The following is a 14893-nucleotide window of genomic DNA, read 5'->3' as shown; positions in this document are numbered from 1 at the left end:
GGCGGGCGAGAGAGATGCTCTGCCCGGATGACGCCCGCGCTGCCGGCAAGGCCGTGCCTGCTGGGGGCAGGAACCGACGGCACCTGTGGCGGCACGGCGGTGGGGCCGTCATAGCCGTGGAGTAGGGACTGCCGCCCGAGCTGGGCGTCAGCCCTCCGCGGTCGCGGCTCGTCGGGCGGCGCTGTCCCGGCGCACGGCCCAGATGGTGACGAGGAAGGCCAGCCCGGCCAGCGGCCAGCCCATGCCGATCCGCGCCGCCGCCAGCCAGCCCGTCTGGTCGGTCTCGTACAGCCAGTTCTGCACCACGAACCGCGCCCCGAACACCGCGACCCAGGCCAGCGTGGCCAGGTCGTAGGCGAGCAGGACGCGCCGGTCGGAGCGCCAGGCGAAGCCGCTGCCGTTGAGCACCGACCACACCACGCCCACCAGCGGCCAGCGCACCAGCGCCGAGAGCGCGAACGCCCCGCCGTAGACCAGGCTGACCCAGATCCCGAACAGGAAGAAGCCCTTGGCCTCGCCGGTGCGGTGCGCGATGAAGGCCGCGATCGCGACGCCGAACAGCCCGGAGACGGCCGGCTGCACGGGCTCGCGGCGGACCAGCCGCCAGCCGGCGATCGCCACCCCGGAGCCGACCGCGGCCCAGATCGCGGGGGTCAGCCCGGCCAGCACGTTGACCAGGATGAACACCAGGACGGGCACGGTGGAGTAGATCAGGCCGTGGACGCCGCCCATCATCTCCAGCAGGGTCTGCTGGCGGGGGCCGTCCTCGGTGTCGGCCGGCGGCGTCGGGGACGCGGGCCGGGAATGGGCGGGCGGGGCGGCCGGTTCGGCCGGGCCGGCGGAGGGTTCGCTCATGCGCTCGTCGTCTGCAGCTCGTAGTAGGGGTTGTAGAGGACCTTGCGGCCGTCCCGGAGGGCCATCCGGCCACGCGCCTTGATCGTGCGCCCGGGCTCGATGCCGGGGATGCGGCGCCGGCCCAGCCAGACCAGTGTGACGCCCTCGGTGCCGTCGAACAGCTCGGCCTCCAGGGTCGCCACCGCGTCCCGGGGGCACAACTCGACGCTGCGGAGCCGTCCCAGCACGGTCACCTCCTCCCCGGACCGGCAGTCGGCGGCGCGCCGGGCGCCCACCGCGTCGGCCCTGCGGCAGAGGTCGTCGGCGTCCAGCTCGCTGGCGTCGCTGGTGAGCCGGCGGACGAGGCGACTCCAGTAGCCGCGTCCGGTGCCTCCCATGTCGCGCTCCCGTGCGCTTCGGGGCCTTCTCCCTTGAACAGCCCGTGCACCGTCAGCGTAGCCACCTCCGGGAGCAGCCGGTGGGCCCGTCGGGGGATGATCGGTGGGTGGTCGTCGGGAAGCGCCAGCGTGGCGGCGTGGCTGTGGTCATACCCGGTACCGGATCGGATGATCATTTCGTGCGGGCGGTGTTCGCCGGCCCGCTCGCCGCGGTGGGCTTCCGCCTGGTCGCGGTGCCCCCGCTACCCGGCCCCGACCTGGTGCATGCCCACCTGGCGGCGCTGGACGCGGTGGCCGCCGAGGCGGAGGGCCCGCTGCTGGTCGGCGGGGTGTCGCTGGGCGCGCACCTGGCGGCCGAGTGGGCGTTGCGCTCCCGCTGCGACGGCCTGCTGCTCGCGATGCCCGCCTGGTGTGGACCCCCCGGTGACGCGCCAGCGGCCGTCGCCGCCCGTACCAGCGCCGAGACGGTGCTGCGGCTGGGCACGAACGGGGCGCTGCGGGTCGCGACCGCCGAGGCACCGGGCTGGCTCGCGACGGAACTCACCGGCGCCTGGCGTCGGCACGGCCGCGACCTGGCCGATTCCCTGCTGGCCGGCGCCGCCCACCCCGCGCCCACCGAAACGGACCTCGGCCGGCTCACCGTGCCCGCCGGCCTGGCCGCATGCCGGGATGATCCGGTACACCCGGTGGAGGTCGCGCGGCGATGGGCGGCGGCACTCCCCCGCGCCGTGCTCCGCTCGATCACCCTGGAGACGCTCGGTGCGGACCCCGAGTCACTGGGCCGAGCCGCCGTCCTCGCCTGGCTCCGCGCCGCCCTGCCGGGACCGCGCGAGACCGGTTGGTGAACCGGGAGAACGCGCGATACGCGAAGAGACACGCGAAACGCCAGAACCGGGCGTGCACCGGACGTGAGGAAGCACACCTACCCCGATGAGGTGAGTCCCGCCGATCGGGGCGCGTCAGGTCAGGTTGGCGAAGCGCTCGGCCTTCCCGCTCTTGCCCGCCACGATCAGCAGATCGTCGGGGTTGATGACGGTGTCCGCGGTGGCGTAGGTGAAGTCCTCACCACGACGCTTCACGCACACCACCGTGACCCCGTAGCGGGAGCGGATCTGCGACTCGGCCAGCGACCTGCCCTCCGCCCAGGTCGGGGCGGCGGTCTTCACCAGCGCGAAGCCGTCCTCGAACTCGATGTAGTCGAGCATGCGCCCGGTGACCAGGTGCGCCACCCGCTTCCCGGTGTCGTGCTCGGGTTGCACGACGTGGTGGGCGCCGATGCGGTGCAGGATCCGGGCGTGCTGGCGGTTGATCGCCTTCGCCCAGATGTCGGGCACCCCGAGGTCGGTCAGCAGCGACGTGGTGAGGATGCTGGCCTCCATGTCGGTGCCGATGCCGACGACGGCGCGGCGGAACTCGTCGACGCCGAGCTGCTGCAGCACCTCCAGCTCGGTGGAGTCGGCGGCCACCACGTGGGTCAGGGACCCGGCCAGGCCCTGCACGATCCGCGGGTTGCTGTCGATCCCCAGCACCTCGACCTCCCGCTCGACCAGCTCGAGGGCGAGCGCGGTGCCGAACCGGCCCAGGCCGATCACGACGACGGCGTTGTCCTTCTGCTCAGCCAACGACGGGCCTCTCCTCCGGGAGTTGGTAACGGCGGGCTCGCGACCGCAGGGCGAGGGCGGCACCCAGCGTGATGGGGCCCAGCCGGCCGAGGAACATCAGTGCGGTCAGCATGACATGACCGACCGCGGGAAGCTCGGGCGTGACGCCGGTGGAAAGGCCCACCGTGCCGAAGGCCGAGATCACCTCGAACAGGACCTTGTCCAGGGTGAACGGCGTGATGGCCAGCAGGATCAGCGTGCACGCCATCACCGCGCCCACCGACAGCAGGGCGATGGCCAGCGCCTGCCGCTGGATGTCCTCGGGCAGCCGGCGCCGCCCCACGTTGACGTGCGGCTCGCCCCGCAGCTCCGCCCAGATCACGAAGGCCAGCAACGCGAACGTCGTCACCTTGATGCCGCCCGCGGTCCCGGCGCTGCCGCCCCCGATGAACATCAGCACGTCGGTGAACAGCCACGTGCCCGGGTGCATGTCGCCGACGTCGACGCTGTTGAAGCCCGCGGTCCGGGGCATGACCGCGTGGAAGAAGCCGTTCAGCAGCCGGGCCGGGATCGACATCCCGCCCAGGGTGTGCGGGTTCGTCCACTCCGCGGCCGTGATCGCCAGCATGCCCAGCGCCAGCAGCAGGCCCGACGTGCCCAGCGTGATCTTGGTGTGCATCGACCACTTCGCCGGCTTGAGCAGCTCGCGGCGCAACTCCAGCAGCACGGGGAAGCCGAGCCCGCCCGCGATCACCGCGAGCGCCACCGGAAGCAGGATCCACGGGTCGGCGGCGTAGCGCTCCAGGCTGTCGGGGTAGAGCGAGAAGCCGGCGTTGTTGAACGCCGAGATCGCGTGGAACACGCCGAGGTAGGTGGCCCGGCCCCAGGGCTCGCCGTAACCCAGGGCCAGCCGCGGAATCAGCACCAGGGCGGTGGCGGCCTCGAACAGCAGGCTGGTCCGCACCACCCCGACCACGACACGGCGGGCCGCGCCCGGACCCAGGGACTTGGTCTCCGCCTGTGTCACCAGGCGGGTACGTAACCGGAGCCGGCCGGTGACCAGCAGGCCGAACAGCGATGCCAGGGTCATGATCCCGAACCCGCCCACCTGGACCAGACCGAGGATCACCAGCTCGCCGAAGGTGGACCAATGCGTCGGGGTGTCCACCACGACCAGGCCGGTCACGCAGATGGCCGACGCGGCCGTGAAGGACGCGACGACGAGCGAGACGGACTCGCGGCTCTCGGTGGCCACCGGAAGAGCCAGCAGCAGCGTGCCCACGACCAGCGCCGAGCCGAACGCCACCACGACGACGCGGGCCGGCCGGTCGAGCTGCGCGAAGATCCGTTGCCCCAGCGAGCGGAGCCTGACCACCAATGTCACAGGAGGGCAGCGTAAATGCTGGTCGGGGCCATGGCAGGGGGTAGGGCACGCCCGACACACCAAGATCGACACCCGGTGACGGACCGCGGCCCCAGAGTGGACAGTCCCCCGCCCTCCTCGGGGGCTGACGCCCCGCGTCGAGCGTACTGAGCTGGGACAACGTCGATCAAGAACGAGATCACGGGTTGTGGATGAATCCGGGTGATGTGGATCGGGACGGGGCGCTTCAGGCGGACGGCGCCCAGGGCAACCGCGATCACGCCGGCACCAAAGCGGGCCCGGCGGGAGAACCCCGCCGGGCCCGACGAAAACCGTGCGCCGTCAGCGCATCTGCTCGGCCTCGTGGATCGTGTGCCCCTCCTGGGCCTGCCGGATGTGCTGGGCGATGGCCTCCGGCAACTCCACCGGCAGCGGGGTGCGCACCGGCAGCGGCTCCTTGCCCCGCACCACGACCGTGTCCCGCACGGTGTCCCGCAGCAGCTCGGCCAGCTCGGCCGCGTGCTGCGCCGGCCCCGCGGCCACCGCGCGCAGTAGCCAGCGAGGACCATCGACACCGACGAACCGCAACGCCACCTCCGGCGAGGACGCCACCAGCTCCTCGCCCCACTCCCCGCGCTCGCGGATCACCCGCGCGCCATCGGAACGCAGCTGCTCGATCAGCTCCTTGGACACCTCACGCCACAGCCCGCCGCTGCGCGGCGCCGCATAGGCGTTGACGGTGAGCCGGCCGATCGGAGTCACCACGTGCACCGCCCGCACCGGGCCGGCCGGGTCCACCTCGACCTGCAGCTGGGCGCCGTCCGGCACCGGGACCCGCACCGAGCCGAGGTCCAGTCGGGCCAGCTCGTCCGCGGGCGCCTCCTCGGAGTCGAACGGTCCCGCGAGGTCTGAGCCGTCGACCCGGTCGAGCTCTGTCTCGGCGGCCCGCTCGGCCGCCTCCCGCTCGCGTCGGCGACGCCATCCGAACATGCCCTTCAGCCCTCCGTCGCTCCGTCAGCGGCCTGCGCCGCCCTCAGCACCGCGTGCCCACCGGTGGAGCCGTAGCCACCGGCCCCACGAGACGAGTCTGGCAGTTCGCCGACCTCCCGGAAGCGGACATGCTCCACTCGTTGCACCACCAACTGGGCGATCCGGTCGCCGCGGCGCAGCACCACCGGCTCGTGCAGGTCGTGGTTCACCAGGCAGACCTTGATCTCGCCACGGTAACCGGCGTCGATCGTGCCCGGTGTGTTCACCACGCTGAGGCCGACCCGGGCGGCCAGGCCGGAGCGCGGGTGCACGAAGCCGGCGTAGCCCACCGGCAGCGCGATCGCGACCCCGGTGCCGACCACCGCGCGCTCCCCCGGTGGCAGCTCCAGGTCGCTGGTGGTCACCAGGTCGGCGCCGGCATCACCGGGCCGGGCGTACGACGGTAGGGGGACATCCGGGTCGAGGCGCCTGAGCAGCACCTCGACCCCGGGGACGGCAGGCTCGGACACGAGCGGCGAGACTACCCTGACGTCGTGACCGAGAACGCGGGTACGGCCGCTTCCCCCGAAGGTGGCGGCCAGGTGGCACGGCAGGGAAACGCCGGGAGGCCTGGCGGCCGCGTCCGGTTCGACCAGCGACTGTCGGTGCCGCTCACCTGGTACCCGCTGCCGCTGCTCGGCGCGGTGCTCATGGGGGCCACCGTGCACCGCGGCTACCCCGGTGTCCGGTCGTGGCTGCCCTACGTCATCACGGTCGGCGTGGTGATCGTGATCGCGCTGTGGCTCGGCCGGCTGCGGGTGCGGGTGGTCGACGACGAGCTGTGGGTCGGCGACGCGCACCTACCGCTGCGGTTCGTCGGCGACGTGGAGGTCGTGCCGGCCAAGGCGAAGCGCGTGGCCCTCGGGCCCGGGTTGGACCCCGCCGCGTTCCTGGTGCACCGGGGCTGGGTGGGGCCGATGGTTCGGGTCCATCTCGCCGACCCCGACGACCCCACGCCTTACTGGTTGTTCAGTGTGCGCGACCCGGAGAAGCTCGTGGACGTGCTGCGGCAGCGCTGAGCCGCCCCGGCCAGGCCCGCCACACCCCTGCGTGTGATGCCCTGCGTGTGATGCGGCACGGGGCCGCCTGCGTTGCAGGCGGCCCCGTGTGTGCCGGTATCCGTGATCCGGCCGCCCCCGCGTCCGGATCACGTCCTCCTGGTCAGGCGCAGTCGCGGCAGATCATCTGCCCGCCGCGCTCCTCCGCGAGCCGGCTGCGGTGGTGCACCAGGAAGCAGCGCCCGCAGGTGAACTCGTCCTCCTGCTTGGGCAGCACCTTGACGGTGAGCTCCTCGCCGGAGAGGTCGGCGCCGGGGAGCTCGAAGTTCTCGTCCGGCGCGTCCGTGTCGACGTCCACCACTCCGGACTGCGTCTCGTTACGCCGCGCCTTGAGCTCCTCCAGCGAGTCCTCGGCCAGGTCCTCCTCCTGGCCGCGGCGCGGAGCGTCGTAGTCGGTCGCCATCGTGGTTCACCCCTGCGTCAACTTCACAACTGTGGTTCGTGCCGCTGGTCAACGTTCCAGCGAGCCGGTTTGTGCCCGCCGTCCCAGTGACGGTGGTCTCGGTTCTCCCCCTCGTCCGAAACGCCTACCGAATCGATTCGCGACCAGGTGTCCGGAGGCCGAAGCGCCGAGAGGGTAGCCCACCACGCAAGCCCTCACCCATCCGGTCACTCAATTGTGGTGTGTTGCACTCTGCAACCAAGTCCGGAACCACGCCCTGCAACCACACCCCGCAACAGGGTTCCCCATCCGCGCCCGCTCCACGTCCCACGCCCAGACGGGGACCGGTCCCCCGGAAACCGGGCCGGCGGCCACACCCCCGCCCGGCCCGACCGGCCATCCGGGTGCGCTGGTCACCTTGCCGGACCGCCCGCCACGTGGTGCGATGCACGGTTGTGACGCTGAGCTACGCAATGAATGCGGAAAGCGATCGCCCCGGGCGGGCCGCACGTGGGATTGCCGCGCGGGCCGGTCGATCGAGGGTCTAGGCTGATCAGCACGGGTGTAATGGGGTGTGATAGGGCGCAGCCCGAGGAGGCGGGAAACCGTGTCTGCCGTGACCGCGAAGGGCAACAGGCTGCCGCGTTACCGCCGGCGCCGGCCGGTCCCCGCCATGGTGCTGCTCGCCGTGCTCGGGGTGCTGTCGGTCTTCGTCTGGACCAAGGTGTTCAGCTCGGCCGCGGACATCGAGGAAGCCACCCGCTGTAACCCGCCCAAGACGCCGCCGTCGGCCGCGGCCGACGGCCAGCAGCCCGTCGTGCTGGGCCAGCAGCTGGGCCGGGACGCGCTGGACCGAACCGACCCGGTCCCACCAGGCCGGGTGCTGGTCCGGGTGCTCAATGCCAACGGCCAGCGCAACCAGGCAACGCTGGTGGCCGAGGAGCTGTACTCGGCGGGACTGAACAAGGCCGGTGACCCCGCCAACGACCCGATCTACCCCGACTTCGACCTCCACTGCCACGCGCAGATCCGATTCGGCCCGGCCGGCGCCGGCCCGGCCCGCACGCTCAGCCTGCTGGTGCCCTGCGCCGAGCTCGTCCGGGACGACCGGCAGGACGCCACCGTCGACCTGGCGCTCGGCGAGAGGTTCACCGACATCAAGCCGGGCAACGAGACCAAGAAGGTGCTGACGACGCTGAAGGAATGGGGCGAGCGGCAGCCCGGCCAGGAAGGTGGCCAGGTCGCGGAGGCGGGCCGGCCCCCGGTCGACCACCAGACGCTGAACCGGGTGCGCGAGGTGCACTGCTGAGGCCGGCACCGCCACCCCACCCCACGGCCGAACGGGATTTCCTCCGCTTTCCGTCGTTCTCGAAACCAACGCGGAATGAAAAGCCTGGACCGCAATTAACCCTTGTGGGCTATCGAGGGCCCCGTAAGGGGTAGGCGACGGCCCCACCCGAACCGTGTTCGGCGAACGCTGGCGGCCGACAATCCGGTCACGAGCGGGCCCCGACCGAGGCCGAGGCAGGGACGGCCACGCTGCGGGGAGCTAGTGTGCCGACCGCCGAGCAACGCGCGCCCTCTCGGTAGCCGCACCCCGCGGGACCAGGCCGAATGCAGCAATCGACCCTTCTCCCGTGTGGCCTGGCCCCCTCGGCGTCGGGGTCGCCCTTCGGCAACGGCGTCCTCACACGTCGGCGATCCCGATCTCCCGGAGGGTGACCAGCAGCTCGTCGGCGATACCCGGAGCCGCGGCCACGGTCGCCTCCCCCAGCCCGTCGGCCGGGTCCGCGGTGGGCAGCCGCACCACGGCGCCCGCCTCCCGCGCGACGAGGGCGCCCGCCGCCCAGTCCCACGGGCTCAGCCCGTGCTCGTAATAGGCGTCCAGCCACCCGGCGGCCACCCCGCACAGGTCCAGCGCCGCCGAGCCCGCCCGGCGCAGGTCCCGCACCCGGCCCAGCAGCCCGTCCACCACCCGGGCCTGCCGGTTCCGCCGCTGCGCGGAGTAGGAGAACCCGGTACCGACCAGGGCCAGGTCCAAGCGTCGCGCCGCGGACACCCGCAACGGGTGGCCGTCCAGCTCGGCGCCGTGTCCCCGGGCGGCGCTCCACACCCGGCCGCTCACCGGCTCCACCACGGCGCCGGCGAACGGCTCCCCGTCGAGCCAGAGTGCGACCGAGACCGCGTACCAGGGGTAGCCGTAGAGGTAGTTCACGGTGCCGTCGATCGGGTCGACCACCCAGCACAGGCCGGCGGCGGTGGCGGTCGCGCCGCCCTCCTCCTCACCCAGCACCGCGTCGTCCGGCCGCAGCTCCGCCAGCCGGGCGCGGATCAGCCGCTCGGCGGCGCGGTCACCCGCGGTGACCACGTCCGTCTCGCTGCTCTTGGTGTCGACCTCGGTGACGGCCTCCTCCCGTACCCGGCGGACCAGCTCGGCGGCCTCGGTGGCCACCGTCACCGCCACCCGGCGCAGCTCCGACACGTCCAACGCTTGCTCCACGGATCGCACGACCCCATCCGACCACATGTGACGCAGGCCGGCGCGAGGATGTCCCAGCGGGTGGTATGTCCTATCGTCTCCGCAACTGTTCTCGTCTGAATCGAATAGGAAGGCCACCGGGATGGGCACTACCCGCGGGTTCGGGGTCGACATCGGGGGGTCCGGGATCAAGGGCTGCTTGGTGGACGTCGAGGCTGGCGCGCTGGACGGGGAACGGCTGCGCGTCCCCACGCCGCAACCCTCGACGCCGGACGCCGTGGCCGAGGTGGTAGCCGAGGTGGTAGCCAAGTTCGGCTGGGACGGCCCGGTCGGCGTCACGCTGCCCTCCGTGGTCAAGCGCGGGGTCGCGCACACCGCCGCGAACATCGACCACAGCTGGATCGGCACCGACGCCCGGGGGCTGTTCGCCGAGTGGCTAGGCCGCAACCCCGACGACGTGCTCGTGCTCAACGACGCGGACGCAGCCGGTATGGCCGAGACGCGGTTCGGGGCCGGGCTGAACCGGGCCGGCACGGTCGTGCTGCTCACCTTCGGCACCGGCATCGGCAGCGCGGTGTTCCGCGACGGCGCGCTGGTCCCCAACACCGAGCTGGGCCACCTGGAGGTGGACGGGCACGACGCGGAGACGCGGGCCGCCGCCTCGGTCAAGGACGAGCTGGAGCTGTCCTGGGAGGAGTGGGCCGCCCGGGTGAGCCGGTACCTGCGGGTACTGGAGGACCTGCTGTGGCCGGATCTGGTCATCGCCGGTGGCGGGGTGAGCAAGAAGGCCCACAAGTGGCTGCCGCTGCTCGAGGCGCGCACCGAGGTGGTGCCGGCCGTGTTGAAGAACGACGCCGGCATCGTGGGCGCGGCGGTGGCCTCGGCCGAACAGCTGACGGTGTAACCCGGTGTAGCGGTGCCTCACACCGACCGCCGATCAGCCCTCTGACCAGCGCCGACGAGGCGAACGGCGGTTGGGTCGGGCGGCGGCTGCGGCCGCGGGTCGGGCGAATTGCCGGGCTCGCGGCGCAACCCGGGCAGGTCGGCGTCGTTACAATGGAACGCGTCCGTGGCGACACCGACCACGGGCCTCCCCGAAACCGCTGGTGGCCGAGGATTCGCGCCCTCTGGCCTGTCCCAGCGGAGCAGCCGAGCATCGACCGTCGCGAAAGGGCGTACGTGGCAGCCGCAGAAACCGCAACCCGACGCTCCAGCTCCGCCACCACGGGCGGTGCCAAGCCGGCCCGGGCCGCTTCGACCAGGAAGCCGGCTGCCCAGGCCGACGTCGAGGCCGAGGAGACCCCGAAGACCACCTCGACCCGCAAGGGCTCCACCGCCGCGTCGAGGTCGACCGGTGCCAGGGGCACGGCGAAGAAGGCGGCCACCGGGAAGACCACCCGGGCGTCGCGGTCGAGCACCGCGAAGAAGGGCACCAAGACCGCCGCGGCCAAGGGCGGCAAGAAGGGCAAGGCCGAGGAGGCCGAGCTCGAGTCGGTCGAGCTGGAGGACGTGGACCTCGCCGAGCTCGACGCCGAGCTGGGTGAGGACGCCGCGGCCGCCGAGGGCGAGGACGAGGAGAAGCCGGGCGACGGCGACTTCATCTGGGACGAGGAGGAGTCCGAGGCGCTGCGGCAGGCCCGCAAGGACGCCGAGCTGACCGCCTCGGCCGACTCGGTGCGCGCCTACCTCAAGCAGATCGGCAAGGTCGCGCTGCTCAACGCCGAGGAGGAGGTCGAGCTCGCCAAGCGGATCGAGGCCGGGCTGTACGCGGCGGAGCGGCTGCGCAGGGCCGAGGACGAGGGCGAGAAGCTCTCCCCGCAGCTGCGCCGCGACCTGCGGTGGATCGTGCGGGACGGCGAGCGGGCCAAGAACCACCTGCTGGAGGCCAACCTGCGGCTGGTGGTCAGCCTCGCCAAGCGCTACACCGGCCGCGGCATGGCGTTCCTGGACCTGATCCAGGAGGGCAACCTCGGCCTGATCCGCGCCGTGGAGAAGTTCGACTACACCAAGGGCTACAAGTTCTCCACCTACGCCACCTGGTGGATCCGGCAGGCCATCACCCGGGCCATGGCCGACCAGGCCCGCACCATCCGGATACCGGTGCACATGGTCGAGGTGATCAACAAGCTGGGCCGGATCCAGCGCGAGCTGCTCCAGGACCTGGGCCGCGAGCCCACCCCGGAGGAGCTGGCCAAGGAGATGGACATCACCCCGGAGAAGGTGCTGGAGATCCAGCAGTACGCCCGGGAGCCCATCTCGCTGGACCAGACGATCGGCGACGAGGGCGACAGCCAGCTCGGTGACTTCATCGAGGACTCCGAGGCCGTGGTGGCGGTGGACGCGGTGTCGTTCACGCTGCTGCAGGACCAGCTCCAGTCGGTGCTCGCGACGCTGTCGGAGCGGGAGGCCGGCGTGGTGCGGCTGCGCTTCGGCCTCACCGACGGCCAGCCGCGGACCCTGGACGAGATCGGCCAGGTCTACGGCGTGACCCGGGAGCGGATCCGGCAGATCGAGTCCAAGACGATGTCGAAGCTGCGGCACCCGTCGCGTTCCCAGGTGCTGCGCGACTACCTGGACTGAGCAGAGGTTTTTCCAACTGCCCCGCTGATCCGCGTGGTCGGCGGGGCAGTTGTCTTGTGTCGCAAGGAATTTGGGGCCCGTGACCTGGCCTGCGAGCGACGACGAGGACGACCGTGGCTGGCGCGAAGCACGCCGAACCGGCGTCGGAACCGTTGGCGCGTCAGGCTTCCGGTGACTCGTCGGCCCGCGCCGAGCGGGAAGCGGATCTCGGTCTGCTCCGCGAGGGTCAACCCGCGGCTCGGCAGTGGTCCGGCCGCTGCTGGCCAACGACGCACGCACCCGCGTTCCGGCCGCCTGAGTGGCTCGCTCAGCCGGGTTCGGCCGGTGGCGCGGCAGTGGGGACCGGCTCGCGGCTACGCGCCATCACACCGGCCACGACCGCCCCGATTCCCAGGATCTCGGCCGTGGTGGGGATCTGCCGGAGCACCAGGACACCCATCACCGTTGCGGCAACGGGTAGCAGCGCCAGCAGCAACGCGAACCTCGCCTGCCCCACGCGGCGCAACACCACCTGGTCCAGGGCATACGGCACCACGCTGGCCAGCAGGCCGACCCCGACACCGAGCACCAGCAGTCGGGGCGAGGTCCACGCCGGGCCGGTGGTGAGCGCGAGCGGGCTGAACACCACGGTCGCCACCGCGAACCCGACCGCGAGGTCGTCGGTGCCACTACCCTTCGTCGCCACCCGCTTACCGAGCAGGATGTAGCCGGCCCACAGCGCGGCGGCGGCCAACGCGAACAGCACGCCCGCCGGGTTGCCCTGCCACTGCACGTCGGCGATCAGCAGCACGCCGACGATCACCAGGGCGAGCGCGCCGACGTCCCGCCGGCTGCGCGAGCCGAAGGCGGCCACCGCCACCGGGCCGGCGAACTCCACCGCGACCGCCGTCCCCATCGGCATCCGGGCGATCGCCTCGTAGAAGGCCACGTTCATCAGGGCCGTTGTGGTGCCGAACACGCCGGCCAGCAGGAGCCGGCGCCCCCGCCACGCAACCCGCCCGGGCTGCCGCCACAGCAGCAACACCAGCCCCGCCCCGAACACCCGCAACCACGCGACCCCGGCCGGGTCAAGCTCGGTGAACAAACCGACCGCGACCGCCGCACCGAGGTACATCGATCCCCCGCCCGCGAGGAACAACACCGGCGCGGGGAGGTGTTTCGCGGAGGGCGAACGGGGCAGTTTCGGCACCTCGTGATCCTGCATGACCAGCGACGATTGCTGCATCCGGGTTCATTCGACGTGACGTGGCTCGCCTGGTGGGACGGGAACACTGACTTGGCGCCCAGCGTCTGCAAGAGTGGTGGCAGCGATTACCGCGGACCCCGCAGGGAACCCGAAGGTTGTCGCGGCCGGACGAGGGCGTCGGCACGGCCGGCGCCGGGACGGAGGGAGACAAGGATGCCTGGAACGCTCACCCGCCCCGAGCTGACCGCTGCTGACCGCTGCGACCGCTGTGGGGCCGCCGCCCGAGTGCGCGCCGTGCTTCCCTCCGGGGGAGAGCTGCTGTTCTGCGGGCACCACGCCCGCGAGCACGAGCCCAAGCTGCGTGAACTCGCCGCGGAGATCGTGCAGGGCTGACCGCGTACGGAACGCAAGGGCGCGGGCGGGGACTTGGAGTCCCCGCCCGCATCCTTTGCGTTGACCTGGGCGTGATTCGGGCGGTTCCTCCGCGTCACCGCACGACCACCGACCGTCGCGATGCCGCGTTTTCCCGCCACACATCTGAAAACGACCGGAAACCGCGCGAATAACTGCGACACCTGTCACATCGGGGCACGAGCGCGGCGATGTCAACAATCGGTTTCTGCTTCCTCACAATGCGGCCAACACCGGTTCGAAGGCCAGCTCCGCGGCTCCGATCAGGGCCGCCTCCGCGCCCAGTGTCGCGGCGACGACCCGCAACTCGCCGGAGGCCCGCGCCACCATGCTGCGCCGCCGCACCACCGCACCCACCTGGTCGATCAGCCGGGGCGGCAGCGCGGCCAGCAGCCCACCCAGCAGGACCAGCTCGGGCGCGAGCACATTGACCACGTTGGCCAGACCCAACGCCAGCCAGTCCAGCACACCGGCCAGCCGTCGGGCGGCCCGCTCCGGCTCGTCCGCCATGTCGCGCAGCTCGGCGAGGATGGCCGGCCGGCCCGCGTCCGGCGGCAGGCCCAGCGCCTCCCGTACGGCGTCCTCCCCGACCTCGGTCTCCCAGCAGCCACGGCACCCGCAGTAGCACTGCCGGCCGTCCGGCCGGACGACCATGTGTCCCAGCTCGCCGGCCGATCCCGCGGTGCCCCGCAGCGAGGCGCCGCCGGAGATCACCCCGCCACCGACACCGACGTCGGCGGTCACGAACACCGCGTCCGCGGCGTCCCGCGCCGCACCCCGGGTGTGCTCGGCCAGCGCCCCGAGGTCGGCGTCGTTGCCCACCTGCACCGGTAGCCGCAACGCGGCGGTGAGGAGGTCGCCCAGCGGGACGTCGGCCCAGTGCAGGTTGGGTGCCTCGTGTACCCGGCCGTCCGAACGGCGCGCAGTGCCCGGCACCGACACCCCGACCGCGGTCGGCTCCCCGCCCAGCTCCGCGGCCAACTCCCGGCGGGCCCAGGCCACCCGCTGGACCACGTCGGCCGGCCGCACCTCGCCCCGCACCAGGCCCCACCGGCGGCGGCCGAGTACGGCACCGCCGATACCCACCGCGGCCACGGTGAGCTGCTCCACCCCGACGTCGACCGCGAGCACCATCGCGGCCTTCGGCCGCGGCACGACCAGCAACGACGGGCGGCCCGCGCCGTGCCGCTGGCTCGGGATGCGTTCCACGACCAGGTCGGCCTCGGCCAGGCCGTCGACCAGGGTCTTGATCGTGCTGCGATTGAGCCCGAGCTCCGTGGCCAGGGCCGCGCGTGTACACGGGCCGTCGACATGCAGCCGGCGCAGCAACGCGGCGCGGTTGTGCCGGCGTACCTCGTCGGGCCGGGTGCCGGTGGGTGGGCTGGCCATCGCCCCCGTTCCTCTCGACCCGGCGTAGCGGGCACGTGACCGGGTCCGTCGATCCTGCACGGCGACCCGCGACCACCGGCGACGCCACGACGCGGCGCCGGCCAGCCGGCGCCGGCGGGAACCCTCGCCGCCGCTCGGCTCAGCAGCCGCAGGCCGTTCCCCCATCTTGGCGCCCGCACCGCC

Annotated in this window: 16 protein-coding genes; 6 read left to right on the top strand and 10 right to left on the bottom strand. The window is 72.5% G+C overall.

Annotated features, from left to right (window positions below; genetic code table 11):
* Window positions 1–147 precede the first annotated feature (147 nt).
* Together IEY55_RS13530 and IEY55_RS13525 are read right to left on the bottom strand one after the other, a co-directional pair.
* Window positions 148–855, bottom strand: a complete 708-nt coding sequence (locus IEY55_RS13530; protein WP_189057668.1) for a DUF3159 domain-containing protein — start codon at window positions 853–855, stop codon at window positions 148–150.
* Complete coding sequence (locus IEY55_RS13525) at window positions 852–1232, bottom strand: OB-fold nucleic acid binding domain-containing protein (RefSeq protein WP_189057666.1); 381 nt, start codon at window positions 1230–1232, stop codon at window positions 852–854. The genes IEY55_RS13530 and IEY55_RS13525 overlap by 4 nt, the downstream gene beginning before the upstream one ends.
* A 143-nt stretch (window positions 1233–1375) precedes the next feature.
* Here IEY55_RS13525 and IEY55_RS13520 point away from each other — a divergent pair, with 143 nt between their 5' ends.
* Entirely contained in the window at window positions 1376–2077 is a 702-nt protein-coding gene (locus IEY55_RS13520) for an alpha/beta fold hydrolase (protein WP_189057875.1), read from the top strand.
* A 114-nt stretch (window positions 2078–2191) separates the two neighbouring features.
* On the opposite strand, the gene IEY55_RS13515 is transcribed toward IEY55_RS13520, so the two are convergent.
* From IEY55_RS13515 to dut, 4 genes are all read right to left on the bottom strand, one after another.
* The gene (locus IEY55_RS13515) at window positions 2192–2854 is read right to left on the bottom strand and encodes a potassium channel family protein (protein ID WP_189057664.1); all 663 of its coding nucleotides are present in this window, start codon (window positions 2852–2854) and stop codon (window positions 2192–2194) included.
* Window positions 2847–4217, bottom strand: coding sequence for a TrkH family potassium uptake protein (locus IEY55_RS13510; RefSeq protein WP_229686336.1), 1371 nt, complete (start codon window positions 4215–4217; stop codon window positions 2847–2849). The genes IEY55_RS13515 and IEY55_RS13510 overlap by 8 nt, the downstream gene beginning before the upstream one ends.
* 321 nt (window positions 4218–4538) lie before the next feature.
* On the bottom strand, window positions 4539–5186 hold the full coding sequence (locus tag IEY55_RS13505; RefSeq protein WP_189057662.1) for a DUF3710 domain-containing protein: 648 nt from the start codon (window positions 5184–5186) through the stop codon (window positions 4539–4541).
* Window positions 5187–5191: 5 nt separating this feature from the next.
* The gene (dut, locus tag IEY55_RS13500) at window positions 5192–5695 is read right to left on the bottom strand and encodes a dUTP diphosphatase (protein ID WP_189057660.1); all 504 of its coding nucleotides are present in this window, start codon (window positions 5693–5695) and stop codon (window positions 5192–5194) included.
* Window positions 5696–5767: 72 nt separating this feature from the next.
* Between dut and IEY55_RS13495 the strand changes: the two genes are divergently transcribed.
* The gene (locus IEY55_RS13495) at window positions 5768–6244 is read left to right on the top strand and encodes a DUF3093 domain-containing protein (RefSeq protein ID WP_189057871.1); all 477 of its coding nucleotides are present in this window, start codon (window positions 5768–5770) and stop codon (window positions 6242–6244) included.
* A gap of 142 nt (window positions 6245–6386) precedes the next feature.
* Here the strand turns inward: IEY55_RS13495 and IEY55_RS13490 are convergent, their stop codons facing one another.
* Window positions 6387–6686, bottom strand: coding sequence for a DUF4193 domain-containing protein (locus IEY55_RS13490; RefSeq protein WP_189057658.1), 300 nt, complete (start codon window positions 6684–6686; stop codon window positions 6387–6389).
* Between the two features lie 586 nt (window positions 6687–7272).
* Here IEY55_RS13490 and cei point away from each other — a divergent pair.
* Window positions 7273–7974, top strand: coding sequence for an envelope integrity protein Cei (cei, locus tag IEY55_RS13485; protein WP_229686335.1), 702 nt, complete (start codon window positions 7273–7275; stop codon window positions 7972–7974).
* Window positions 7975–8352: 378 nt separating this feature from the next.
* Here cei and IEY55_RS13480 read toward each other — a convergent pair whose 3' ends face one another.
* The gene (locus tag IEY55_RS13480; RefSeq protein WP_189057656.1) at window positions 8353–9192 is read right to left on the bottom strand and encodes an inositol monophosphatase family protein; all 840 of its coding nucleotides are present in this window, start codon (window positions 9190–9192) and stop codon (window positions 8353–8355) included.
* A 94-nt stretch (window positions 9193–9286) separates the two neighbouring features.
* Here IEY55_RS13480 and ppgK point away from each other — a divergent pair, with 94 nt between their 5' ends.
* Together ppgK and IEY55_RS13470 are read left to right on the top strand one after the other, a co-directional pair.
* On the top strand, window positions 9287–10048 hold the full coding sequence (ppgK, locus tag IEY55_RS13475) for a polyphosphate--glucose phosphotransferase (protein WP_189057654.1): 762 nt from the start codon (window positions 9287–9289) through the stop codon (window positions 10046–10048).
* Window positions 10049–10323: 275 nt separating this feature from the next.
* The gene (locus IEY55_RS13470) at window positions 10324–11724 is read left to right on the top strand and encodes an RNA polymerase sigma factor (protein ID WP_189057652.1); all 1401 of its coding nucleotides are present in this window, start codon (window positions 10324–10326) and stop codon (window positions 11722–11724) included.
* Window positions 11725–12031: 307 nt separating this feature from the next.
* On the opposite strand, the gene IEY55_RS13465 is transcribed toward IEY55_RS13470, so the two are convergent.
* On the bottom strand, window positions 12032–12838 hold the full coding sequence (locus IEY55_RS13465) for an EamA family transporter (RefSeq protein WP_189057867.1): 807 nt from the start codon (window positions 12836–12838) through the stop codon (window positions 12032–12034).
* Between the two features lie 285 nt (window positions 12839–13123).
* On the opposite strand from IEY55_RS13465, the gene IEY55_RS13460 reads away from it, so the two are divergent.
* Entirely contained in the window at window positions 13124–13303 is a 180-nt protein-coding gene (locus IEY55_RS13460) for a DUF7455 domain-containing protein (protein WP_189057650.1), read from the top strand.
* Between the two features lie 234 nt (window positions 13304–13537).
* On the opposite strand, the gene IEY55_RS13455 is transcribed toward IEY55_RS13460, so the two are convergent.
* On the bottom strand, window positions 13538–14710 hold the full coding sequence (locus tag IEY55_RS13455) for an ROK family transcriptional regulator (protein WP_189057648.1): 1173 nt from the start codon (window positions 14708–14710) through the stop codon (window positions 13538–13540).
* Between the last annotated feature and the right edge of the window lie 183 nt (window positions 14711–14893).

Source organism: Longimycelium tulufanense, from assembly GCF_014645795.1.
Classification (GTDB): domain Bacteria; phylum Actinomycetota; class Actinomycetes; order Mycobacteriales; family Pseudonocardiaceae; genus Longimycelium; species Longimycelium tulufanense.
The sequence above is the reverse complement of the archived record's forward strand: the minus strand, read 5'-3'. Positions and strand labels throughout refer to the sequence as shown.